We start from the raw sequence: 23,175 nt of genomic DNA, 5'->3' as shown, positions 1-23,175 counted from the left end.
GTTGCGTCAATTGATGCAGAGTTCGAAATGCAGGTTCACGTTTAACCGTCGAGGCAGCGGGAGAAGACGAGCCAGACACTCGGCTCGCATCCCGCGCTTTCGGCTTGTTCAGTCAAGCGAGACCGCGACGAACCGTACCTCGCCTTGGCCGTTTGAAACCAGAAGCAACGCCGATTTCTTGCCACCGTCCTTGATGGCCTTGACCTTGAGGGAAATGTCGGCCGGCGACGTCACGGGTTCCTGGTTGATCTCCGCCACGACGTCCCCGGCCTTGATGCCTTTGGTGCCCGCCGGCGATGTCGCGTCGACATCCGTGACGACGACGCCCTTCACGGTATCCTTGATCGAATATTTCTTTCGCAGATCATCCGACAGGATCGACAGGCTCATGCCGAGAGCCGTCTGCACCGCGGGAAGCGCCGGTGTCTGATCGGCCTTCGGATTAGCTGCGGCCTGTTTCTCGGTATCTTCCAAGCGGCCGAGCTTCACCGTCACGGTCTGGCTCTTACCATCGCGGAAAATGCCAACCGGCACATCCTTGCCGACCGGTGTGGACGCCACGATAGCGGGCAAATCACGCGATTCCTTCACGTCCTTGCCGTCGAAGGTCAGAATTACGTCACCCGCCTTGAGGCCGGCCGGCTTGCCGGGGCCTTTCTCGTCGACACCCGCGATCAACGCGCCGCGCGCCGTGCCGAGGCCGAGGCTTTCGGCGATGCCGTCATCGACACCCTGGATGCGAACGCCCAGCCAGCCGCGCCGCGTCTCGTGGAATTCGCGGAGCTGGTCGACGACCGGCATCACCGTATCGGAGGGGGTCGCAAAACCGATCCCGATCGATCCGCCGGACGGCGACAAGATGGCGGTGTTGATGCCGATCACCTCACCGGCCATGTTGAACAGCGGGCCGCCCGAATTCCCCTTGTTGATGGAGGCATCGGTCTGGATGTAATTGTCGTAGGGGCCGCTATCGATGTTGCGATTGCGGGCCGAGACAATGCCGGCCGTGACGGTGCCGCCGAGCCCGAACGGATTGCCAACCGCCATGACGGCGTCACCGACCCGCATCTTATCGCTATCGCCGAATTTCACGGCCTTGAGTGGCGCGTCTGACTTCACGCGCAGCACCGCGACATCGACCTTGGAGTCCTTGCCGACGACCTCGGCTTTCAGCTTGCGACCGTCGGTCAGAATAACGGTCACCTCGTTGGCACCCTCAATGACGTGATTGTTGGTGATCACGATACCCGAGGAATCGATGATGAAACCGGATCCGAGAGAACTCGAGCGGCGCGCGCGCGGCGCGTCGGATCCGTCGCCCTTGCCATTCTGGCCCTGCAACTGCCGCTTGAAAAACTCCTCGAACAGATCGTCGAAGGGGGTGCCCGGCGGGAGCTTGGGCATCGCACCGGCCTGTTTCTGTTCGACCACCTGCGAGGCCGAAATATTGACGACCGCGTCGACGACGCTCGCGGCGAGATCGGCCAGCGACTCAGTGCCGCCCTTTGCGGCGGCGGGCGCGACGCCAAATGGCCCGATGGCAGCGGGGGAGGCGACCAAACCGACCCCGAGAGCCAAGGCACACACGCCGTGAGCGATCCTCTGGCGCAGGAGGTGCTTCTGACGAGTGGGACGCGAATGAGAATCGAGGATCATGGATAAGGGGTCTCTCGTTCGAAGGCCGTGAGGCGAACAGGCTTGCGTCCAGCATATCGGAAACCCGCGCCCATGCGACAAGGGTCTTTGACTTCATGCATTCTCACCTTCGCAACGCCGGTGCGCCTTAAACGTCAAAGATTAATGCAGTCGTTCCGAAACTCCGCGACCGGTCCAACGTATTTTCACTCAGCCGGCACAGTCCCGGCTCAAGTATCGGCCGATGTTTCAACTCGCTCTTGTTGGGAACGCCCGATCGGTACTTTGACTTTTTTATGACGGGGCGGCATTCGCCGTTCCGGCGAGAGGAGAATATCATGATGACGTTCAATACAAACGCACGCTCGATGATCCTCGCTGTGGCCTTCGTGGCCGGCCTCGGCGGCGCGAGCTATGCGGCCGACGTGATGGTTGGTGGCGCTCCGATGTACCCCACCAAGACGGTGGTCGAGAACGCGTCGCAGGCCAAGAACCTGACGACCCTGGTGGCCGCCGTGAAGGCAGCCGGCCTGGTCGACACCCTGTCGGGCCCGGGTCCGTTCACGGTGTTCGCGCCGACGAATGCGGCCTTTGAAAAGCTCCCGGCCGGCACGGTCGAGAAGCTCGTTCAGCCCGACATGAAGGCGACCCTCACTAAGATCCTGACCTACCACGTCGTGGCCGGCAAAGTGACGGCCGAAGACCTCGTCAAGGCGATCCAGGCGGGTGGCGGCATGGCCAAGCTGAAGACCGTCGAAGGCGACAGCATCACGGCCAAGATGGACGGCAGCAAGGTCGTCCTGGTCGACGACAAGGGCGGCATGGCCACGGTCGAGCAGGCCGACGTCATGCAGTCGAACGGTGTCGCGCACATCATCGACTCGGTTCTGATGCCCTAATCGCTTCGCTTTCCTGACCCGTTTTCTCAGCCCGCCGACCCGCAAGGTCGGCGGGCTTTGTTTTGCGCCCGGCGTTGGACCGTGCGTCCGCCGCAGGACAGACCGAAGCGGATTCGGAACATGCAAGGCCAGCCGCCCGTTCCATGATGGCAGCGCCAGATCGAATGATCGGCGCCAGCAACGGGAGATTCGCATGAGTGGCAATCGCGGGGTCGTATATCTCGGCAAAGACCGGGTCGAGGTCCAGTCCATCGACGACCCGAAGATGGAAGCGCCCGGTGGCCACGCCATTACGCATGGCGTCATTCTCAAAGTCGTCTCGACCAACATCTGCGGCTCCGACCAGCATATGGTGCGTGGTCGCACAACGGCGCCCGAAGGGCTCGTGCTCGGCCATGAGATCACCGGCGAAGTCATCGAAGCGGGTGTCGACGTCGAGATGATCAAGAAAGGCGACCTCGTATCGGTGCCGTTCAACGTGGCCTGCGGCCGCTGCCGCACATGCCGCGAGGGCCATACGGGCGTTTGCCTGACGGTCAATCCCGGTCGCGCGGGCGGCGCTTATGGCTATGTCGACATGGGCGGCTGGATCGGCGGCCAAGCCCAATACGTCATGGTGCCCTATGCGGACTTCAACCTGCTGCGATTCCCGGACAAGGATCAGGCGATGGCGCAGATCCGCGATCTCACCATGCTGAGCGACATTCTGCCGACCGGCTTTCATGGCGCCATCAGCGCCAAGGTCGGGGTCGGCTCCACGGTTTACATCGCGGGCGCAGGTCCGGTCGGCCTCGCAGCGGCTGCTTCGGCCCGGATCCTTGGCGCCGCCGTCGTGATGATCGGTGACTTCAACGCCGGGCGGCTGGCCCATGCGAAAGCGGTCGGGTTCGAGCCGGTCGACCTCTCCAAACACGATCGGCTCGGCGACCTTATCGAACAGGTCGTCAAGGTGCCGGAGGTCGACAGTTTCATCGATTGCGTGGGGTTCGAGGCACGTGGCCACAGCGGCGGCGAGCAGCCTGCCGTCGTGCTTAACCAGGCCATGGAGGTGACCCGCGCGGCCGGGTCGATCGGCATTCCGGGCCTCTACGTGACGGCCGATCCGGGGGCCGCGGAGGAAGGCGCGAAACAAGGCTCGTTGAGCCTGCGCTTCGGCCAAGGCTGGGCCAAGAGCCAGCAGTTTCACACCGGCCAAACCCCGACGATGCGCTACAATCGCCAGCTGATGCAGGCGATCTTGCATGGCCGGCTGCCGATCGCCGAGATCGTGGGCGCGACCGTCATTCCGCTCGAGGAGGCGGCGCAGGGCTATAAGGCTTTTGACGACGGCGCCGCCAAGAAGTTCGTGCTGGATCCGCATGGCATGTTGGCCGCTTAATGGCGGCTTGGCCGCCCAAGGAGCAACTTGGACGCCTAAGGGGCTTGGCGGCATAGCCGCGGCTTTGCGATCTGCGCCCGAGCACCGTAAGACCGCTCGACCACGGGATCGACGGGAGCCGGACGATGACGAACGCGAAGATCACGGTCAAAGGCGGCTGGATCGATGTCAGCTTCGAGGGCGAGATCCTGACAATGGCGGCCATCGGGTCGCCGCTGCATTATCTCGTCAAGGCGCCGACCTCAATCCCAGCCCGCCACAAGCAATCCGAGGACAAGAGCCGTTTCCGGCGGCTGGCCGTCGAGGCCATCCTCGAGCGCGATCCTGCAGCGACGCCGGACGATGCCGAGGTTGTCTGGTCGTGGCGCAACGGGTGAGGCTTCAGTGATGGTTCAAAGCGGCTTCGGCTCGCCGCGCGCCCAGGTTGCGACCACGAGGCAGAGGCCGAGCGCCACGCCGATTTCAGCCCAAAGGTAGATCAGGACATCGGCCCGCACCCCCAGCGGGGGCGACCCCTGCAGACCATATCGCATCACGGGAAGCGCGAACAGCATGGCCGCCAAGGTGCTGGCGATCGAGATTTCCATCTTGCGGACATGCAGGAACACGAGGCTGGCCATCGTGAGAGCCGCGATCGCGATGATGGCCATCACGGCATAAAGCGACAGAACGAAAAAGCGGACGGCGCCGCTGCGCCGCAGATCGATCGCAATCGTCACGGCGCTGGTCCCATCGGCCGCGCGTTCGGCAGTTCGGATCGTCCAACCCGCGAACCCATCCCAGAGCGCGACCTCGACCGCGAGATGATTCGGCGCAACCCCCTCCTGCCCGGCTGGCGGGTCCTCAAAGGCATCCACGCTGAGCCGAGCCGTGAACGCGTCGAGCGGGTAATCGAACACCGACCCATTGTTGAGATCGACGTCGATGAGCTGCGAGGCGACCGGCTGGTCTGCCGCCAGCGGGTATTCGTAATCGGCGCTGTCGTCAGCGATTCGGACCGTCATGTCGCGGATTGGTGTCTTGAGGCGGCGACCCTGCAACGCTTTCGCAGGTGTGAAGCTGAACCGCATCCGCATCGAGCCGTTGACGGCGTCGATCGACACGATCTCGGCATAGACCTGCAACTGCGGCCGGACGCCATCGGCCTTTTTAGATGGCCCGTAGCTCTCGATCGCCAGATTTGCCTCCGACCCGAGCGTTCCGAGAAAAACCGCATAGCCGAGGCTGAACAGACCCATCAGCGCCACCAGCATCATGGCGCGAAAACTCGGCCGCTTCACGTCGTCATCTCCTACCCGGCCTGATCATAGCTTGCGAAGCGCCACTTCCTCGATCCGGTGGCTGGCGCCCTTGGTCAGGATGAGGCTGGCACGCTCGCGCGTCGGCAACACGTTTTCGCGCAGGTTGCGGAGATTGATGCGGGTCCAGATGTCATGCGCGACCGCGACCGCCTCGTCGTCGCTAATCTCGGCATATTTGGTAAAGTAGGAGCGCGGATCGCGGAACGAGGTCTCGCGCAGCCGCATGAAGCGGGACACGTACCACTTTTCCAGGAGATCCTGGTCGGCGTGGAGATAGACCGAAAAGTCGAAGAAATCCGACACGAAGGGTACGCCGGGTCCATCCTTATGGGGCCGATTCGGCGCCAGAACGTTTATGCCTTCGACGATCAGGATATCGGGGCGGTCTACGGTCACGAATTCGCCGGGCATCAGATCGTAGGAGAGATGCGAATAGACCGGCGCTTTCACGTTGCGCATGCCGGCCTTCACGTCCGAGAGAAAGTGCAACAGGGCCGCGCCGTTGAAGCTTTCCGGAAACCCCTTGCGATCCATCAAACCCTGCTCTTGCAGGATGCGATTGGGCAGCAGAAAGCCGTCAGTCGTCACCAAAGCGACCTTGGGGGTGTTTGGCCAGCGCGACAGCAGCGCCTGCATGACGCGTGAGGTCGTCGATTTGCCGACCGCGACGGAGCCCGCGATCCCGATGATATAGGGCATCTTGCCCTCGCCCTCGGCCCCGAGGAAACGCTGAGTCGCCTTGAAAAGGCCTTGTGTCGCCGCGACATAAAGGGCGAGCAGCCGCGACAGCGGCAGGTAGATCGCGATGACCTCCTCGAGCGAGATCGGGTCGTTGGTGGATTGCAGCTTGCGGAGATCGTCGACCGTCAGGGTCAGCGGCGTGTCGGCACGCAACTCCGCCCATTCGTCGCGCGTGAAATGCCGGTGCGGCGCCGCGACCGTCGCGATCGGCTTCTTGACCCGCTCGTTCATGCGCCCTCCCGGACAACAACCTGCCGGTCTTTCAGCCACCACGCCAGCCATCGAGCGGCTTCACCGGCGCGCGCGATCGTCTTGGCAATGTCACACGTAGCAGAACCCCCTTGGTTCCGGAACGATCCTCCTATGTAACCCTTGATCGCGCTCGCGCCAACGACGCACGGCGTGTCTTCTCGCATCGCAGCCTTGGAGTTGGACCATGGATCTACATCTCGCCGGCAAGCGCGCCCTCATCACGGGTGCCTCGAAGGGAATCGGGCGAGCCACGGCGCTGATGCTGGCTGGCGAAGGATGCGATCTCGTTCTCGTTTCCCGCACCGAAGCCGCTTTGGCCGCCACGGCCGACGACATCCGATTTCGCCATGCCGTGGCGGTCGACATTATCGCGGCGGATCTGTCGGTCACCAGCGCGATCGAGCGGGTCGCCGCGGAAGCTGGCGCTCTCGACATCCTGGTCAATAACGCGGGCGCCATTCCGCAAGGCGATCTGCTCGGGCTCGATGAGGCGACCTGGCGCAGCGCCTGGGACCTCAAGGTGTTCGGCTTCATCGGCCTGACGCGCGCGCTCTATCCGCGCCTCAAGGACCGTCGCGGTGTCGTCGTCAACGTGATCGGGGCGGCGGGCGAATGGCTCGATCCGAACTATCTGGCGGGCAGCACCGGCAACGCCGCCTTGATGGCCTTCACCAAGACGATCGGAAAGGCAGCTCCGAAAGACGGTTGCCGCGTGGTCGGCATCAACCCCGGTCCGGTCGAGACCGACCGGATCCAGCAAGCGCTTCGGGCCCGGGCCAAGCGCGAGTGGGGTGACGAAGAGCGCTGGCGCGAATTCTACGCCACCATGCCGTTCGGCCGCCCCGCCAGCCCGGAGGAAATCGCGGCCGCTGTCGCGTTTCTGGCCTCGCCTCGCTCCGCCTATACGACCGGGACCATCCTGACGATCGACGGCGCGCCGAAATGATGCGTCAGGCGCGCCGCGAGGCTTTTTCGTCGAGCCCGGATTGGCGGGTGCGACGGCCAAGCTCGGCCACGACATCCTGCAACGCCACGCCGCTGCCGTGGAGCAACACCAGCAGGTGATACAGCACGTCCGCCGCTTCGGCCGTGATCTCGGCCTTGTTGCCGCCCATCGCCGCGATCACGGTCTCGATCGCCTCCTCGCCGAACTTCTTGGCGATGCGAGGCACGCCCGCATCCAGTAAGGTGCGGGTGTAAGAGGCATCAGCCGTCGCGGTGGCGCGCGCCGCGATCAATTGGACGAGATCGTCCAACGTGAAGGGGCGTTCGCCCGTCCTTGGAACCGTGAGGCTCATCCGTCCATCCGCATGTGAAGTCCAGCCTCGCTCATATGGCGCTTGGCTTGCCCGATCGTATAGGTGCCGAAATGGAAGATCGATGCGGCCAGCACCGCATCGGCCCGCCCCTCGCGCACACCCGCGACGAGATGATCGAGCGTGCCGACGCCGCCCGACGCGATGACCGGCACGCGCACGGCATCCGCCACCGCACGGGTCAGCCCGATGTCGAAACCGATTTTGGTGCCGTCGCGGTCCATCGAGGTCAGCAGGATTTCGCCGGCGCCGAGGTCCGCCACCTCTTGGGCATAGCCGATCGCATCGATCCCCGTCGCGCGACGTCCACCATGGGTGAAGACCTCCCAGCGCGGCGGCGCACCCTCGGGTGACACGCGTTTGGCATCCACCGCCACCACGATGCACTGGCTGCCGAATTTCTCCGCCGCCTCGCGCACGAAGGCGCGATTGTTGACTGCGGCCGTCATGATCGAGGCCTTGTCGGCGCCGGCCAAGAGAAGCTGGCGAATGTCGTCCACCGTCCGCACACCGCCGCCGACCGTCAGTGGCATGAAACAGGCGGCCGCCGTCCGGCTCACGACATCGAACAGGATGCCGCGATCCTCATGGCTCGCCGTGATGTCGAGAAAGCAGAGTTCGTCGGCTCCCGCCGCATCATAGGCGATCGCGCATTCGACCGGATCGCCGGCATCGCGCAGGTCGACGAAATTGACGCCCTTGACGACGCGTCCATCCTTGACGTCGAGGCAGGGAATGATGCGGGATTTCAGCATGTTGTGATACACGACGAGGAATGAACGGTTTCAGCGACTACATCGTATACGCGGACGAGAGCGGCGATCATAGCCTTACGAAAGTCGACTCCTCCTACCCCGTCTTCGTTCTGTGCTTATGCATCTTTGAAAAGAAACACTATGTTGGGGCGGTCGTTCCAGCGATGCAACGACTGAAGTTCGCTTACTTCGGACACGACTCCGTCGTGCTTCATGAGCGTGAAATCAGGAAGAAAGAGAATGCTTTCTCGTTCTTGCAAGATCGTGAACTCTACGAGCGCTTTCAAAGTGATCTGAGCATGATCGTCAAGCGGACGCGAATGGCTGTCGTTTGTGTTGTGATCGACAAAAAGAGAGTGCGAGACGACCTCTTTACGGAAAATCCATACTCGATAGCGTTGAAAGCTTGTGTCGAACGAAGCATCGAGTTTTTAGAGAGCAAAGGCCAAAAGCAGCGGGTGACGCACTTCTTGTTCGAAAAACGGGGAGACAAGGAAGATAAGGATCTCGAGCTAGAGTTCCGACGGATTGCTGGCGGACAGAACAGATTTCGGCGGCCTTTGCCGAATATCGAGATCAGGATGCTCGACAAAAAAGCGAACAGCTCTGGCCTACAAATCGCTGATCTTGCCGCTAGACCGATCGGGATCAAAGCGATCAGGCCAGGTCAATCAAATCGGGCGTTCGACATCATCAGACCAAAGATCGTGACGTCGAGCAGGCGATCACAAGCCGGTATTATGATGTCTCCATAAAGCGAAAGGCCCCGGATTGCTCCAGGGCCTAGCGCCGACCGGGAAACCCCAATCCACTTGCTTTTCAAATACGGTTTTCTCGCCAAAAAGTCAAGGCAAGTCTTGACTCTTCGTTTGAATGGAGTCTCCGCGATTCGTCCGAATCAACGCTAAGGCCTCGGCGGGATCGAGCCGCCCATCATAAAGCGCGCGACCCGAGATGGCGCCGGCGATGCGGGCGCAATCGGGCTGGAGCAATCGCTCGATATCGGCCAGCGAGGCAAGGCCTCCCGAAGCGATTACCGGGATCGCGAGAGCCTCCGCAAGCGCGATGGTGCCCTCGATGTTGAGGCCTTGCAGCGCGCCGTCGCGGGAAATATCCGTATAGATCACCGCCGCCACCCCGGCATCCTCGAAACGACGCCCAAGCTCCGGCGCGGAGGTTTGCGAGGTCTTGGCCCAGCCATCCACGGCCACGAAGCCGTCGCGCGCGTCGATACCGACCGCGACGCGTCCGGGAAACAGCCGCGCCGCCTCGCGCACAAGATCAGGGTCGCGCAAGGCGGCCGTGCCGATGATGACGCGACAGATGCCGCGCGCCAGCCACGCCTCGATGGTCCGCAGATCACGGATGCCTCCGCCAAGCTGCACCGGCATGGCGACCCGGCGGAGGATAGCCTCGACGGCCTCGGCATTGACGGGTTTGCCCGCGAAAGCGCCATCGAGATCGACCACGTGGAGATAGTCGAACCCCTGGGCTTCGAAGTCCGCCGCCTGTGCGGCCGGATCGGAGTTGAAGACCGTGACCTGCTGCATGTCTCCATGGACAAGCCGGACGCATTCGCCGTTCTTGAGATCGATGGCGGGAAACAGGATCACGGGCGCCACCTCAGAAAATTTGCAATCAGGGCTAAGCCGAGCGTCTGGCTTTTTTCGGGGTGGAATTGCGTGGCCGCGACCGTGCCGCGCCCGACCATGGCGGTGACGGGACCGCCATAATCGGCGGTTGCCACGAGATCGGCGGGATCGTCGGGATGGAGCTGGTAGGAATGCACGAAATAGGCATGCAGGCCTGTCTCTCCGGTCGGAATGCCGGATAGCAGTGGATGCGCCGCAGTCGTGCGGAGCGTGTTCCATCCCATATGCGGAACCTTGAGGGTCGGGTCACTCGGCACGATGGCCCGCACGGAGCCTGGGATCCAGCCCAGCCCGTCGGACACCTCGTGCTCGCGCCCGGTCGTGGCCAGCAGTTGCATCCCGACGCAGATGCCGAGAAACGGCTTGGCGTCTCGCGTCACGGCTTCGTCGAGAGCCTCGATCAGGCCCGGCACGCCCCGGAGGCCGCGCATACAGGCCGCAAAGGCACCGACGCCCGGCAGCACCACGCGCTCGGCCGCCCGAATGGCCTCGGGCTCGGCACTGACGCGGATCGGCACGTCGAGGCCCGCCTCGCGGGCCGACCGCTCGAACGCCTTGTGGGCCGAATGGAGATTGCCCGACCCGTAATCGACGATGACGACAGACACGCCCTAACCCTCGTGCTGCGGGAAGGACCCGATGATCGTCTCGCCGTTCGTGAGGCGGCTCTGCTGCCGCGACGATGCGGTCGCTCGTGCGACAGGGTTGGGGGAGCGATCCGCGACGGGCTCTACGTCGTGACTGGCAAAGAAGCGGCGCTCGCTCGCCTCGCGGCCCGCGCCGGCCACGACGTCGGTCGATCGATAGCCGCGCGACCCAAGTGCCGCGCCGCGAAGGGCGTTGCCTTCGAGACCCATGAAGATCGCGAGGATGACCAAGAGGCCGAACCTGACCATGCCGGGCAGATGCAACGCCTGCGCGCCCCAAGCGCCAGCGACGACCAGGACGAGCCAGACGAGAGCCGCGAGCCAAGCCCGATACCGCAGGAGGAACAACGGACCGAACAGGAAGGCCCAGACGCTGAACCCGTCTCTGACGAAAACCGTTCGATCGGCGAGCGCGACCCGGTCACCCGCGTCCTGCGGCACGTGTACCGTATAGATCGTCATCCTATCGCTCCTACCCGGCCAGCGAGCCCTTTGTCGAGGGCACTCGACCGGCCTGCCGCTCGTCGATGCTCACGGCGCTACGCAAGGCCCGCGCCAACCCTTTGAAGCAGGATTCGGCGATATGATGATTGTTGTCGCCGTAGAGGGTTTCGATGTGGAGCGTCATATGGGCGTTGACGGCGACGGCCTGGAAGAACTCACGCACGAGTTCGGTGTCGAAGTCGCCGATTTTGTCGCGCGCGAAGGACGTGCGGAACACGAAGAAGGGCCGGCCTGAAAAATCCAGCGCCACGCGGGTCAGCACCTCGTCCATCGGCAGATGCACGTCCGCGTAACGCGTGATGCCCGCCTTGTCGCCCAGAGCTTCACGCAAGGCTTGCCCCAGCGCGATCCCGGTATCCTCGACCGTGTGGTGCATGTCGATGTGAAGGTCGCCCTTGGCCTTCACGCTCAAGTCGATCAGCGAATGGCGCGCGATCTGGTCGAGCATATGATCGAAAAAGCCGATCCCGCTGGCGATGTTGCTCTCGCCGCTGCCGTCGAGATCGACCGCAACCTCGATCTCGGTCTCTTTCGTGTGACGGGTCACGCTCGCGCGACGCATGGGATGTCTCCAGCCTGATGGATCTGGGCCGATACGGCTCGTGCGTCGTCTTACCGGCTCGGAGCGGGGCGCCGCAAGTGCACGCCGCCGTCCGATGTCACACGTCGGGCTTGACGCTTGAGGGCTGGTAGAAAATAACCCGCCTGAGACGAGCCGTGTTTGGGCTCGCCGGGTCGACCGGCATGTCGATGCCGGATGCCGTGCGTGCCGATCGGTGCGACGGCTTGAGGGAGAGGACGCATGACTCGGGACACCACCGCGACCGACTTCAATACGCGCCTGAGTGCGGTGGCCGACGACATCGAAGCCATGCTGGATCGGCTGCTCGGAACGGCTGCCCTGCCCGGTGAGATCACCCGCCCGGCGCGCCTCCGCGAAGCCATGCGTTATGCGACCCTGGGCGGCGGCAAGCGGCTTCGCCCGTTCCTGCTGGTCGAAACGGCACGATTGTTTGGGCTTGAGGGTGACGGTCCGCTGCGGGCCGGGGCGGCGCTCGAAATGATACATTGCTACTCGCTGGTCCATGACGACCTGCCGGCCATGGACGACGACGCGTTGCGCCGGGGTCGCCCGACCGCCCATATCGCCTTCGACGAGGCGACCGCCATCCTGGCCGGCGACGGTTTGCTGACCTATGCGTTCGACGTGATGGCCGATACGCCGACCCATCCCGACCCGCTGGTTCGCGCCACGCTCGCGGTCGGGCTCGCACGCGCCTCCGGCCTCGGCGGCATGGCGGGTGGACAGGCGCTCGATCTCGAGGCGGAACGCGCAACCGAGCCGCACAAGACGGAGACGATCCTGCAGCTGCAGGCGATGAAGACCGGCGCGCTGCTGCTCTTCGGTGTCGAAGCCGGTGCTCTGATGGGCGGCGCGACGGACCAGCAACGCGACGCCTTGGGCCGCTATGGACGCGCGCTCGGCGCAGCCTTCCAGGTGGCGGACGACATTCTCGACACCGAAAGCGATGCAGCGACGCTTGGCAAAGCCGCCGGCAAGGATGCGGGACGCAACAAGGCGACCCTCGTCTCGAGCCTCGGCCTTGCGGCCGCCAAGACGCGGCGTGACGCGCTCGCGGCCGAGGCGCAGGCCGCGCTCGACGCTCTCGACATGGGGGACAAGACCGCGATCCTGGCCGAAGCGGCGCGGTTCACGGTGGCGCGTAAGAGCTGACGCCAAGAGGATTGTCCGGCACGGCACGCTGCGGACACGCTCGGCTTGCTTCCCTTGTGCCGGGCATGACGGTAAAACGACGACCCAACGTCCGAAAGACGTGTCGTCGGGATTTGATTTGGAGCTGGTCCGCCAAGGCGACCACGCTCTCGTAAGCCGCATCGGGAACCACCATGGCTGGACATAGTCAGTTCAAGAACATCATGCACCGCAAGGGGAAGGTGGACGCGGTTCGGTCCAAGGTCTTCTCCAAGCTGGCGCGTGAAATCACCGTCGCGGCGAAGCTCGGCCTGCCGGACCCCAGCATGAATGCGCGGCTTCGCTCCGCCGTGTTGGCGGCGCGGGCCGAAAACATGCCCAAAGACAATATCGAGCGCGCCATCAAGAAGGCGGTCGGCGGCGAAGGGGATAATTTCGACGAGATCCGCTACGAAGGCTATGCGCCCGGTGGCGTCGCCGTCATCGTCGAGGCGCTGACCGACAATCGCAACCGGACCGCCGGCGAAATCCGCTCCTTCTTCACCAAATCCGGCGGTGCCTTAGCCGAGACGGGCGCGGTCTCGTTCATGTTCGATCGGATCGGCGTCATCGAATATGACACGGGTGTCGCGTCCGAAGACGCCATGATGGAAGCCGCGATTGAAGCCGGGGCCGATGATGCAGCCACGACCGAGGACGGCCATGAGGTGATCACCACGATCGAGGGCCTGAAGGATGTCGCGAAAGCCCTCGAAGACAAATTCGGCGAACCGCGCCGCACCGCCATGGTCTGGCGCCCGCAGAACACCATTCTGGTCGATGACGATGCCGGCGAGAAGATCCTCAAGCTGGTCGGCAACCTCGAGGACAACGACGACGTCCAGAAGGTCTATGCCAATTTCGAGATTTCCGACGCTCTGATCGCCAAGATGGAGGCGTGACCGACCACGGTCTCGGATCGTGCGGGGCCACTCGGATGCTGCAATGAGCAACGTCGTCCGCATTCTCGGCATCGACCCTGGCCTTCGTAACATGGGCTGGGGCGTCATCGACACCGAAGGATCGCGACTGTCGTTTGTGGCCTGCGGTTCCATCCACCCGGCCCAGGATGCCCCGTTGAGCGAGCGGTTGCGGCAACTGCATGTTCAGCTCGCGGCCATCATCGAGGCGCATCGGCCGGACGAGGCCGCAGTGGAGGAAACGTTCGTCAACCGCGATCCGCAAGGCACGCTGAAGCTTGGGCAGGCGCGAGGCATCGCGCTCGTGGTGCCGGCGCTGGCCGGTCTCACGGTCGCCGAATATTCGGCCAATCTCGTCAAGAAGACTGTGACGGGCACCGGTCACGCCGAAAAGCAGCAGATCGGCATGATGCTGAAGGTGCTGCTGCCGCGCAGCAACGCCACAAGCCCCGATGCGGCGGACGCGCTCGCGGTCGCCGTGACCCATGCCCAGCATCGCGCCTCCGCGGCCCTGGCGGCGCGACTCGGATTGAAAACGGCATGATCGGCAAGCTCAAAGGGACCGTCGACAGCCAAGGGACCGACTTCGTCATCCTCGACGTGCATGGCGTCGGCTACATCGTCTATTGCTCGACCCGGACCCTCAGGGCGTTGCCCCCACCGGGAGAGGCCGCCAGCCTGGCGATCGACACCCAGATGCGCGAGGACATGATCCGGCTCTACGGCTTTGCGTCCGACCAGGAACGGGACTGGTTCCGCCTTCTACAAGGCGTGCAGGGCGTCGGCTCCAAAGTCGCGCTGGCGATCCTCGGAGTGCTTCCGACGGGCGATCTGGCACTGGCGATCGCGCGCGGCGACAAGACAGCCGTGGCGCGGAGCCCGGGCGTCGGACCGAAGCTCGCGGCTCGGATCGTGGCCGAACTCAAGGATAAGACCGCAACCCTCGGGGGTGGCGAAATGCCGGGAGAGGTCCTGGCGTCGACACCGGCACTTCCACTCCAGGCCGACGACGCGGTCGCGGCCTTGGTCAATCTCGGCTATGGCCGGCCTCAGGTCATGGGAGCGGTCGCCGATGCCGTGAGCCTGCTCGGCGACGAGGCCGGCACCGCGGCCCTGATCCGCCACGGCTTAAAGCGCTTGTCGTCTTAGCCGACGTCTGGCCGCATGACGGACAAAGGCAGACAAGCGACGATCGTGGCTTGACGCCCTTCGTTCATCCTTCTTTGATGGTCTCAAAGCTAGGGAGGACCGATGTTCAAGCAACTGCTCACTCCGGTGAGCGACAGCCTCGTGCTGTCATTTCTCGTCGCTGCCATTCCGATCGCGATCGTTCTCGTCCTCCTCGGCGTTTTGCGCCGACCGGCTTGGCAGGCCTGCGCGGCAGGGCTCGTGGCCGGCGTCCTGATCGCCGTCGGGATCTGGCAGATGCCATCGGGTCTCGCGCTTCGGGCCGTCGCCAACGGCACCGTCTTCGCGCTTTGGCCGATTATGTGGATCGTGGTCAATGCGCTGCTGCTCTACAACGTCGCCGTCGCGTCGGGGCGATTCGAGAGTTTCCGTCGCTGGCTGATCGACCATTTGCCGAACGACCGCCGCGTCGTGCTCGTGGTGGTCGGCTTTTGTTTCGGCGCTCTGCTCGAAGGCATCGCCGGCTTCGGCACACCGATCGCCATCACCAGCGCGCTGCTGATTCTGGTCGGGTTCGCGCCGCTCGAAGCGTTGACGTTCACGCTGATCTTCAACACCGCTCCGGTCGCGTTCGGCGCCTTGGGTGTGCCGATCACCGTTCTCGGCGCGGTGACACATTTGTCGGATGTGACGCTCGGCGCCATGGTCGGCCGCCAATTGCCGTTCATCGCGCTGATCCTGCCGTTCTACGTCATGTTGATCTATGGCGGGCGGCGGTCCGTTGCACAGCTCTGGCCCGTGCTCCTGGTGGCCGGCGGTGCCTTTGCGTTCGTGCAATATCTGACCTCGAACCATATCGACTACAAGCTGACGGATGTGCTCGCCTCCATGGGGTCGCTCATCGTGACGCTGTTGTTCCTGCAAGTTTGGAAGCCTGCCGTCGATCCGGCCTATGCGATTTCATCTGCCGCGATCGCCAAGGCGCCGCCAGTCGGATCGACCTGGGGCGGCTGGCTTCCCTGGATCGTGGTCTCGGTGGTGGTCATTCTCTGGACCACGCTGAAGGTCTTTCTCATCGGCGACACCAAGATCCCCTGGCCCGGCCTCGACAAGGCGATCTCGATCACGCTCTACAATGACGCGCCCTATGCGGCCGTCTGGGACTTTCAGCCGCTGGCGACCGGCACCGCGATCCTGCTGTCGACGATCATCACGGCGCTCATCGTGCGGTTGCCGTTCGGCACCTTCGTGGAACAGATCGGCATCACGTGGCGGCAGAGCCGCATCGCCATCCTCACGGTCGTGCTGATCCTCAGCCTCGCGTTCATCATGAACTACTCCGGCATGGCCTATACGCTCGGAAAAGCGGTCGCTTCGGTTGGTGTCATCTTCCCGCTTCTGTCGGCCTTCCTGGGCTGGATCGCGGTCTTTCTCTCGGGGAGCGACACGTCGGGCAACGCGCTCTTCGGCAACCTTCAGGTCGTGGCCGCCAACCAGCTCGGCCTCAATCCGGTGCTGATCGCGGCAACCAATTCGTCGGGCGGTGTTATGGGCAAGATGATCTCACCGCAGAACATCGCAACCGGTGTCGCAGTCACCAACCTCAAGGGTCAGGAAGGTCTGGTGTTCGCCCGCACGTTCAAGCACAGCATCTTTTTGACGCTGCTGCTCGGGCTTCTTGTCGTGGCGCAACAATACCTGTTCCCGTGGATGATCCCGAGCTAGGTCGGGAATCGTCCAAAGCGGCGTCAGGGTGGCGGGGGATCGCCGGCCTGCTCCTTCAAGGCATAGACCTCGACGGGTTCGCCGACCCCGCGCAACGGATACCGCCCCATGGGGTCGAGCCCCATGGCGCATTGCGCCATGGTCACGAAAGCACCGGAGAACAACACATTCCGGTGCACCTCCTTGGTCAGGCTCTCGAGCCGGGCCGCGACATTGACGGCCGGCCCGATCACGGTGAAATCGAGCCGCGACCGGGATCCGATATTGCCATACATGACATCGCCGACATGGATGCCGACTCCATAGCCCAGTGGATCGAGTCCCCGGGTGGCGCGATCGACGTTCAGCTCCTTCATGGCGAGCCGCGCCTCCGTCACGGCCATCAGCGCGTCGGCACAGGCCTCGGGCTTATCGAGCGGGAAGATCGCCAGCATCCCGTCGCCGATGAATTTCAGGATTTCGCCGCCATGCCGCTCGATCGGGACCGACATGGCATCGAAATAATCGTTCAGCAGCGAGATCACGTCGTCGCGCGGCCAGAGTTCGGAGATGGATGTGAAGCCCCGCAGATCGCAGATCAGGATGACGGCGCTGACAGTGACGCCGCTGCCGCGTCGCGTCGCGCCGGCGAGGATCTGTTCGCTCGCATGCGGCCCGACATAGGTTTCGAGCAGGGTGCGGGCGAAGCGGTTCTTCAGGCGGATCTCCGTCACCAGCGCCAGGGCGGGCAGCAGGTCTGCCAATAACGCCAGCTCCTCCCCCGCGAAGCCACCTGGCCGATCCGAGGCGAAACTCACGACATGCCGCTGCCCTTGGGTGAAATCCATCGGCCATACGACGTAATCGGTATAGCCTTGCTGACGCAGGTCGGCGTAGATCGGAAAGGCATCTTCGTCGTCCTTATCCATGGCGTCGAGCCGGTTGCGGACTTCGTTGGACCCATCATAGAGCGCCTTGATCGGACTATTCAGAAACTGCGGCGTCTCCATCGTCTGATAGTCGATCCGCTGCAGCTTGGCTTCCGCCATACCGGGCTTCCAGAGAAACGAGGCGCCGCTCCATTGCGGATGATGGATACGCAGATGCAGGGTCGCCCGCGCGATCATGATGCCGTCGGCGCGAAGCCGGGCGCAGAATTCCACGAAGATGTTGTCGAGAAACCGCTCGTCCCGCGTGCCGCCCACCAGCCAATCGAGAATGGTGGTCCGACGCAGCGGCCAGTTTCCGGCCATGATCGACGCAGGATCGTGAGAGTCAGAAGGGGTCGAGGTCATCGAAGAGCTTTCGTTCGCGACGATGAGCGCCGTCGGTGGCGCTTTGTGGCCTATTCGCGTGCTGACATCTTGCACGGATGGGCGATCGGTCGCTACCTCCGGCTCCCGGAGACGACCAGCGACGGAGATGATGATCGAATGACGGGATCAAAGACGCTCGGCCTCGTCTTGGCGGGCGGCGCGGCACTGCGGATGGGCGGCGGCGACAAACCCTTACGCCGCCTCGGCGACCAAACCATTCTGCAGCGCATCCTCGACCGGTTTGCCGGGCAGGTCGACGGCGTCATCCTCAGCCTCAACGGCGATGCGGAGCGGTTCGCGGCATTCGGGTTGACGACCGTGCCGGACACCCTCGAAGAGGCGGCCGGCCCGTTAGCCGGCATTTTGGCCGGCCTTGATTGGGCAGCCGCTTGTCGACCGGACGTCGCACTGGTGGCCAGCGTGGCCGGCGATGCGCCGTTTCTGCCGCGCGATCTCGTCATCCGGCTCGAGCGAGAACGCGCGGCAATCGGCGCGACCATTGCCTGCGCCGAATCGGGAGGTCGGATGCATCCGGTCAATGCTCTCTGGCCGGTGTCGCTTCGTCACGATCTCCGCCGCGCCATGCAGGACGATGGGATGCGGAAGGTCGGCCTCTATTGTCAGCAACGCGGCGTCGTTCGGGTGGCGTGGAGCATCGATCCGGTCGACCCGTTCTTCAACGTCAACGAACCAGCAGATCTCGCGGAAGCCGAGCGTTCGATTGCAGAGCTCAGCGGCGCGTGACCCGCGCCGCGCCGGTCAGAACAGGGCCGTATAGGGCAGGAAACCGACCCGATCGCCGACCTCCACTGCGAGGGTCGTCTCGTGCAGTTCGACGAAGCCGTCCGTCTCGGTCAGCGATGTGATGATGCCGCTGCCGTCCGCCGGATGTTTCACGGCTTCGAGCCCGAACGGACCGAGGCGCAGTCGCGCCCGCAGATAGTCGCATCGCCCCCCTGGCTTGCGATGCGAAAAGCCCGCGCGCACCTCGAAGGGCAACGCCGGATCACGGCTCTCGCCGGACAGACAGGCCAGCGCGACACGGCCGACTTGGGTGAAGGTCACGAAAGCCGCGACCGGATTGCCCGGTAGCCCGATGAACGGCACACCTTTGACGACACCCATGGCGAGCGGGCGCCCGGGCTTGAGGGCGAGACGCCAAAAAATCAGCGATCCCGCCTCCGCCACGGCGGCCCGAACGTGGTCCTCCTCCCCGGCCGACACGCCGCCCGACGTGATCAGAAGATCATGCGAGGCGGCGGCCTCATGCAGAGCAGCCGCCACCGCGTCGCGATCATCGGGCAGAATACCAAGATCATGGACATCGGCGCCGCATCGGACCAGCAGCGCCAGCAGCATGGCGCGGTTTGCGTCATAGACCTGACCGCGCCTCAGCGCGACGCCAGGAGGCACCACCTCGTCACCCGTGGAAAACAGCGCGACGCGGAGGCGCATCCGCACCGTGACGTCGGGCTTGCCGAGGGCCGCCATCAAAGCGATCTCGGCCGGGCCGAGGCGTCGTCCGGCGGTCAGCACGGTTGCGCCGCAGGCCATGTCCTCACCAGCGAGCCGCCGATTGGCGCCCTTCTGCAAGCCGGACGGAATCGTCACGCCGCCCTGCTCGAGAGCCACGTCTTCCTGCATCGCGATCGTGTCGAACCCTTCAGGAACAGGCGCGCCCGTGAAGATCCGCACCGCGCCACGCGTCCCGTCGAGCCTGACGGCTGGCCCGCCGGCGGCTTGCCGGCCGAGCAGCCGCAACGGCGTCGTGATATCGGGGTCGAGATCGGCAAAGCGAACCGCGTAGCCATCGACGGCGGCATTGTCGAAGGGTGGCACATCAAGCGACGCGACGACATCGGCCGCGAGGATGCGTCCGTCGGCCAAGCCAAGCGCGATCGTCTCCATGCCGGTCGCAGGGCTCATGCGGTCGCCGATGAGCGCCCGGGCCTCGGAAACCGTGAGCGACTCGCCCGAATAGGCGAAACAGTCGTTTGCGAGTTGAGCCATCGACCACCCATCCTGTGCCGTCCGTTCCGACACCTGATCGTCACGCTCCCGTTCTGATCGGCTTCGTTCCGAGGCGTCAAGCGCGGCATGACCGAGCAGCCAGTTGTTCGGCGGCAGGCCCCCCAGAGGCTTGGCGTCCGTGCCACGGCTCGGCTGTCGCTCACCGCGACAACGGACACCCGCTAAATCGTGGCCGCGAGGGCCGTTTTGCAGAAGGCGAGTCGTTTTAGAAGTCGCGACCGTTCGGCCTCTTCGCAGCGGTCGAGCGCCATCTGGGCGCAGCCGAGTTGGAACGCCAGATAGGCGATGCGGTAGAACTGCAGCATCGAGGCATCGATCGCCTCCCCCTTGGCGAACGCGATCTGATCGCAAACATCCGCTTGTTGGTCGGGCGACAACCCCCACTCGACGATGGCACCCGCAATGTCCCATTCGACCGGCTGGCAGCCGATGAGATCATGCGCCGCATGGTGGTCGAGCGCGTCGGTCTTGAGCAACGTGCCATCCGGTGCTTGCAGCCATTCCCAAAGCTGCAGCCGCCCATCCACCGCGATGCGAACAAGACGAGGCGCGAAACGATGCAGCGTCCGCTCCCATCGGTCGAGCCCGGCGGCGGCGGCATGGCCGAGACCTTCCGCGATATTGTGGCGCGCCATCGACAAGAGCGTCTCGAGCGACGCACCACTGTCCGGCGCGGCCGGGAAGGCGCCAACGCGAAACGCCAGATAGGTGGCGAGCCGGTGCGGCATACGCTCCTGCACCTGATCCACGTGTTCAATCGGCCGACAATCATCCCGCCAGGGCTCGACAAGAAACCCGTGCCGCCAACCCAGCGGCTCGATGCCGAATCCAGCCCGGCCCAGCGCGCGGGCCATCTCGAGCTTCCGTAGACCTATGGTGCCGAGGCCGACGAACCGCAGCAGAAACGTGCCGCGCGCCGTCGTGAGGAGAAATTTCAGCGCCTCGCTCTGGGCATCGACGGGAGGCCAGAGAGGCGCGCGCGGCAGAAGCTGTTGTCGCCACCAACCGCCCGACACATTCTTGACCGGCAGCAGCGCGGGGCCGATCAGGTCATAGGCCCAATGCCCGATGCGCTGCTCGATCCGGGCCGTCGGTCCCGTCAGACGATCGAACGGGAGAGTCAGCCGACGGCTCACGCCCCATCGCGCCCGATGCGCCGGACTGGCCTCGGGGCCGAGATCCCCCGCGTGGCTCGGAAAGAAAACGACATCGGAGCCCGCGATACCCTGACGGTCAAGCCTGTCGGCGACCGCGCCGAAGGTCGATCCCGAAAGGCCGGGGCCTTCGTCGACAATCGCATGAAGCGCGCGGGGATTGCCGACGAGCGCGGCATCGAGTTTCGAGTCGAGTTGCAGTGTTCGGGCAAAGGGAGGACCGACCGGGCGGATCGTGACGGGAGCCGGGGCATCGAGGGCCGATGCCACCATGGCCGATAGCGTCGTTCCGATGGACCGGATGCCGATCACCACGGCGGCGGTCGAGCCGAGTCGCTCCGCCGCGACCGCGCGGGCCGCCATCCAATAAGCCTCGGGGTAGACGGCATAATGCGCAAACCCCTCGGGGGTCTTGATCGCGAGCGGTTCTCCCGAGACCCCGAGGGCGCTGAGGGTCGCCGAGGTCGGAATCGGGCCGAAGGTGGCAAAACCACTGTCCCAGGATCGACCGACCACGGACGCCAGCACGAGGGTCAGCGCCATGGCGGCTGACGGAAGCGGAGCGATCCCATCCACTCCGGCTTCGGCGGCGGCCGCATCGGCAAGCCCTTGAACCAGTTCACCCGCTTCGATCAACGCCGCCACCAGCAGGCCATGACGATCGAGCCCCCGTGGCGCCAGCGAGGCCTGCCGCAGAAGATCGTCGATCGTCTCGATTTTGCGGCGGCCGCCTTCGCGCCGAACTTGGTCGCCATAGACGATCATGCGTCGAGCCCCCACACGTTGCTGCGGGAGCGACGCGTCAGGCCAACAGCGAACCAAGGCGTAAGTGTCGTCGGCTCTAAATCACACAAACCGAGATCCTGATCTCTCGTCGCGGATCGTTAACATAGGATATCTACTTGTCTTCATCCGCGTTGCTTGAGTTCAAACAATTTGAAATCCCGCCAGACCGACCTACAATCCTTGAAGGCTCGAGGAGTTCGGATTTGGCACAAAAACAGGTGCGTGTTGGGATTGTCGGCGTGGGGAATTGCGCGTCGTCGTTCGTGCAGGGTCTCGAATATTACAAGAGTGCACAGTCGAACGAGCCTGTGCCTGGGCTGATGAATGTCGATGTCGGCGGCTATCACATCCGCGACGTGGTGGTTGCGGCAGCGTTTGACGTCAATGCCGACAAGGTTGGTCGTGACGTCGCCGAGGCGGTTTTTGCGGCCCCGAACAACACGCAGGTGTTCTCCGCCGTGCCGAGCACCGGCGTTACCGTCCAGCGTGGTCCGACGATGGACGGGCTCGGAAAGTATCTGCGCGACGTCGTGCGGGAGTCCGATCAGGATGCGGCGAACGTCACCGAGGCGCTGCGCGACTCGCGGGCCGACGTGTTAGTGTCTTATCTCCCGGTCGGGTCGCAGAAAGCGGCGGAGTTTTACGCCGAATGCGCGCTTGAAGCGGGCTGCGCCTTCGTGAACTGCATGCCGGTGTTCATCGCCTCGAATCCCGCTTGGGAGAAGCGCTTCGCCGATCGCAATTTGCCGATCATCGGTGATGACATCAAAAGCCAGGTTGGCGCCACGATCATCCACCGGACGTTGGTCAATCTGTTTAAAGATCGCGGCGTTCGGCTGGATCGGACCTATCAATTGAACTTCGGCGGCAATACCGATTTTCAAAATATGCTGGAACGCGAGCGTCTCGAATCCAAAAAGATCTCGAAAACACAAGCGGTCTCGAGCCAATTCGACGTCCCGCTCGATGCCGAGAACATCCATGTCGGACCAAGCGACCACGTGCCGTGGCTCACGGATCGCAAATGGGCTCACATCAGGCTCGAAGGCACCGCCTTCGGCGGTGTCCCGCTCAATGTCGAACTCAAACTGGAAGTGTGGGATTCGCCCAATTCAGCCGGTATCGTCATCGATGCGGTGCGTTGCGCGAAGCTGGCGCTCGACCGGGGCATCGGCGGCGCGCTGATCGGTCCGTCGAGCTATTTCATGAAGTCCCCGCCGCAGCAATTCACCGACACCGAGGCGCATGACAGAACCCAGGCGTTCATGGCCGGCGAGCACGCCTGAACCGCAACAAACGCTCG

Annotated in this window: 24 protein-coding genes; 12 read left to right on the top strand and 12 right to left on the bottom strand. The window is 64.0% G+C overall.

The annotated features are described in order from the left end of the window. Positions 1-108 precede the first annotated feature (108 nt). Positions 109-1,656, bottom strand: coding sequence for a DegQ family serine endoprotease (locus EY713_RS06455; protein WP_131114084.1), 1,548 nt, complete (start codon positions 1,654-1,656; stop codon positions 109-111). Positions 1,657-1,973: 317 nt separating this feature from the next. Between EY713_RS06455 and EY713_RS06450 the strand changes: the two genes are divergently transcribed. The 3 genes from EY713_RS06450 (at position 1,974) to EY713_RS06440 (ending at position 4,289) form a co-directional block, all read left to right on the top strand. Continuing rightward, positions 1,974-2,534, top strand: coding sequence for a fasciclin domain-containing protein (locus tag EY713_RS06450; protein ID WP_131114083.1), 561 nt, complete (start codon positions 1,974-1,976; stop codon positions 2,532-2,534). 193 nt (positions 2,535-2,727) lie between these two features. Beyond that, positions 2,728-3,912, top strand: a complete 1,185-nt coding sequence (fdhA, locus tag EY713_RS06445) for a formaldehyde dehydrogenase, glutathione-independent (RefSeq protein ID WP_131114082.1) — start codon at positions 2,728-2,730, stop codon at positions 3,910-3,912. A gap of 125 nt (positions 3,913-4,037) precedes the next feature. Next, positions 4,038-4,289, top strand: a complete 252-nt coding sequence (locus tag EY713_RS06440; protein WP_131114081.1) for a hypothetical protein — start codon at positions 4,038-4,040, stop codon at positions 4,287-4,289. 15 nt (positions 4,290-4,304) lie between these two features. On the opposite strand, the gene EY713_RS06435 is transcribed toward EY713_RS06440, so the two are convergent. Continuing rightward, a complete protein-coding gene (locus EY713_RS06435) occupies positions 4,305-5,192 on the bottom strand; it encodes a DUF4436 family protein (RefSeq protein ID WP_131114080.1) in 888 nt (295 codons plus the stop codon). 24 nt (positions 5,193-5,216) lie between these two features. After that, a complete protein-coding gene (gene coaA / locus EY713_RS06430; RefSeq protein ID WP_131114079.1) occupies positions 5,217-6,185 on the bottom strand; it encodes a type I pantothenate kinase in 969 nt (322 codons plus the stop codon). A 205-nt stretch (positions 6,186-6,390) separates the two neighbouring features. Between coaA and EY713_RS06425 the strand changes: the two genes are divergently transcribed. Further along, the gene (locus EY713_RS06425; RefSeq protein WP_131114078.1) at positions 6,391-7,152 is read left to right on the top strand and encodes a short-chain dehydrogenase/reductase; all 762 of its coding nucleotides are present in this window, start codon (positions 6,391-6,393) and stop codon (positions 7,150-7,152) included. 4 nt (positions 7,153-7,156) lie between these two features. Here EY713_RS06425 and EY713_RS06420 read toward each other — a convergent pair whose 3' ends face one another. After that, positions 7,157-7,504, bottom strand: a complete 348-nt coding sequence (locus EY713_RS06420) for a phosphoribosyl-ATP diphosphatase (RefSeq protein WP_131114077.1) — start codon at positions 7,502-7,504, stop codon at positions 7,157-7,159. Next, a complete protein-coding gene (hisF, locus tag EY713_RS06415; RefSeq protein WP_131114076.1) occupies positions 7,501-8,277 on the bottom strand; it encodes an imidazole glycerol phosphate synthase subunit HisF in 777 nt (258 codons plus the stop codon). The genes EY713_RS06420 and hisF overlap by 4 nt, the downstream gene beginning before the upstream one ends. Before the next feature lie 20 nt (positions 8,278-8,297). Between hisF and EY713_RS06410 the strand changes: the two genes are divergently transcribed. After that, positions 8,298-9,032: a DUF3800 domain-containing protein gene (locus tag EY713_RS06410; RefSeq protein ID WP_131114075.1), complete on the top strand. Its 735-nt coding sequence runs from the start codon at positions 8,298-8,300 to the stop codon at positions 9,030-9,032. Positions 9,033-9,122: 90 nt separating this feature from the next. On the opposite strand, the gene hisA is transcribed toward EY713_RS06410, so the two are convergent. Genes hisA through hisB form a run of 4 tightly spaced genes read right to left on the bottom strand, consistent with a single transcriptional unit; the run spans position 9,123 to position 11,642 of the window. After that, on the bottom strand, positions 9,123-9,899 hold the full coding sequence (hisA, locus tag EY713_RS06405; protein ID WP_131114074.1) for a 1-(5-phosphoribosyl)-5-[(5-phosphoribosylamino)methylideneamino]imidazole-4-carboxamide isomerase: 777 nt from the start codon (positions 9,897-9,899) through the stop codon (positions 9,123-9,125). Then, the gene (hisH, locus tag EY713_RS06400; protein WP_131114073.1) at positions 9,887-10,537 is read right to left on the bottom strand and encodes an imidazole glycerol phosphate synthase subunit HisH; all 651 of its coding nucleotides are present in this window, start codon (positions 10,535-10,537) and stop codon (positions 9,887-9,889) included. The genes hisA and hisH overlap by 13 nt, the downstream gene beginning before the upstream one ends. 3 nt (positions 10,538-10,540) lie before the next feature. Continuing rightward, positions 10,541-11,038, bottom strand: coding sequence for a DUF2628 domain-containing protein (locus EY713_RS06395; protein WP_131114072.1), 498 nt, complete (start codon positions 11,036-11,038; stop codon positions 10,541-10,543). Positions 11,039-11,048: 10 nt separating this feature from the next. Next, a complete protein-coding gene (gene hisB / locus EY713_RS06390) occupies positions 11,049-11,642 on the bottom strand; it encodes an imidazoleglycerol-phosphate dehydratase HisB (protein ID WP_131114071.1) in 594 nt (197 codons plus the stop codon). A 240-nt stretch (positions 11,643-11,882) separates the two neighbouring features. Here hisB and EY713_RS06385 point away from each other — a divergent pair, with 240 nt between their 5' ends. The 5 genes from EY713_RS06385 to EY713_RS06365 all read left to right on the top strand — a co-directional run bounded on the left by EY713_RS06385 (position 11,883) and on the right by EY713_RS06365 (position 16,606). After that, positions 11,883-12,815, top strand: a complete 933-nt coding sequence (locus EY713_RS06385; RefSeq protein ID WP_131114070.1) for a polyprenyl synthetase family protein — start codon at positions 11,883-11,885, stop codon at positions 12,813-12,815. 173 nt (positions 12,816-12,988) lie between these two features. Next, a complete protein-coding gene (locus EY713_RS06380; RefSeq protein WP_131114069.1) occupies positions 12,989-13,735 on the top strand; it encodes a YebC/PmpR family DNA-binding transcriptional regulator in 747 nt (248 codons plus the stop codon). Between the two features lie 43 nt (positions 13,736-13,778). After that, entirely contained in the window at positions 13,779-14,297 is a 519-nt protein-coding gene (gene ruvC / locus EY713_RS06375) for a crossover junction endodeoxyribonuclease RuvC (RefSeq protein ID WP_131114068.1), read from the top strand. Continuing rightward, positions 14,294-14,902: a Holliday junction branch migration protein RuvA gene (gene ruvA / locus EY713_RS06370; RefSeq protein ID WP_131114067.1), complete on the top strand. Its 609-nt coding sequence runs from the start codon at positions 14,294-14,296 to the stop codon at positions 14,900-14,902. Before ruvC ends, ruvA begins: the two co-directional genes overlap by 4 nt. A 102-nt stretch (positions 14,903-15,004) precedes the next feature. Continuing rightward, positions 15,005-16,606: an L-lactate permease gene (locus EY713_RS06365; RefSeq protein ID WP_131114066.1), complete on the top strand. Its 1,602-nt coding sequence runs from the start codon at positions 15,005-15,007 to the stop codon at positions 16,604-16,606. Between the two features lie 23 nt (positions 16,607-16,629). Here EY713_RS06365 and EY713_RS06360 read toward each other — a convergent pair whose 3' ends face one another. Beyond that, entirely contained in the window at positions 16,630-17,838 is a 1,209-nt protein-coding gene (locus EY713_RS06360; RefSeq protein ID WP_245572916.1) for an adenylate/guanylate cyclase domain-containing protein, read from the bottom strand. 180 nt (positions 17,839-18,018) lie between these two features. Here EY713_RS06360 and mobA point away from each other — a divergent pair, with 180 nt between their 5' ends. After that, complete coding sequence (gene mobA / locus EY713_RS06355; protein ID WP_131114064.1) at positions 18,019-18,645, top strand: molybdenum cofactor guanylyltransferase MobA; 627 nt, start codon at positions 18,019-18,021, stop codon at positions 18,643-18,645. Between the two features lie 15 nt (positions 18,646-18,660). Here the strand turns inward: mobA and EY713_RS06350 are convergent, their stop codons facing one another. Together EY713_RS06350 and EY713_RS06345 are read right to left on the bottom strand one after the other, a co-directional pair. Next, positions 18,661-19,911: a molybdopterin molybdotransferase MoeA gene (locus EY713_RS06350; protein WP_131114063.1), complete on the bottom strand. Its 1,251-nt coding sequence runs from the start codon at positions 19,909-19,911 to the stop codon at positions 18,661-18,663. A 182-nt stretch (positions 19,912-20,093) separates the two neighbouring features. After that, on the bottom strand, positions 20,094-21,851 hold the full coding sequence (locus tag EY713_RS06345) for a hypothetical protein (RefSeq protein ID WP_131114062.1): 1,758 nt from the start codon (positions 21,849-21,851) through the stop codon (positions 20,094-20,096). A gap of 224 nt (positions 21,852-22,075) precedes the next feature. Here EY713_RS06345 and EY713_RS06340 point away from each other — a divergent pair, with 224 nt between their 5' ends. Then, on the top strand, positions 22,076-23,158 hold the full coding sequence (locus EY713_RS06340; protein ID WP_131114061.1) for an inositol-3-phosphate synthase: 1,083 nt from the start codon (positions 22,076-22,078) through the stop codon (positions 23,156-23,158). The last annotated feature ends 17 nt before the right edge of the window (positions 23,159-23,175 follow it).

This window comes from Lichenihabitans psoromatis, from assembly GCF_004323635.1.
In the GTDB taxonomy this organism is placed as follows: domain Bacteria; phylum Pseudomonadota; class Alphaproteobacteria; order Rhizobiales; family Beijerinckiaceae; genus Lichenihabitans; species Lichenihabitans psoromatis.
The sequence above is the reverse complement of the archived record's forward strand: the minus strand, read 5'-3'. Positions and strand labels throughout refer to the sequence as shown.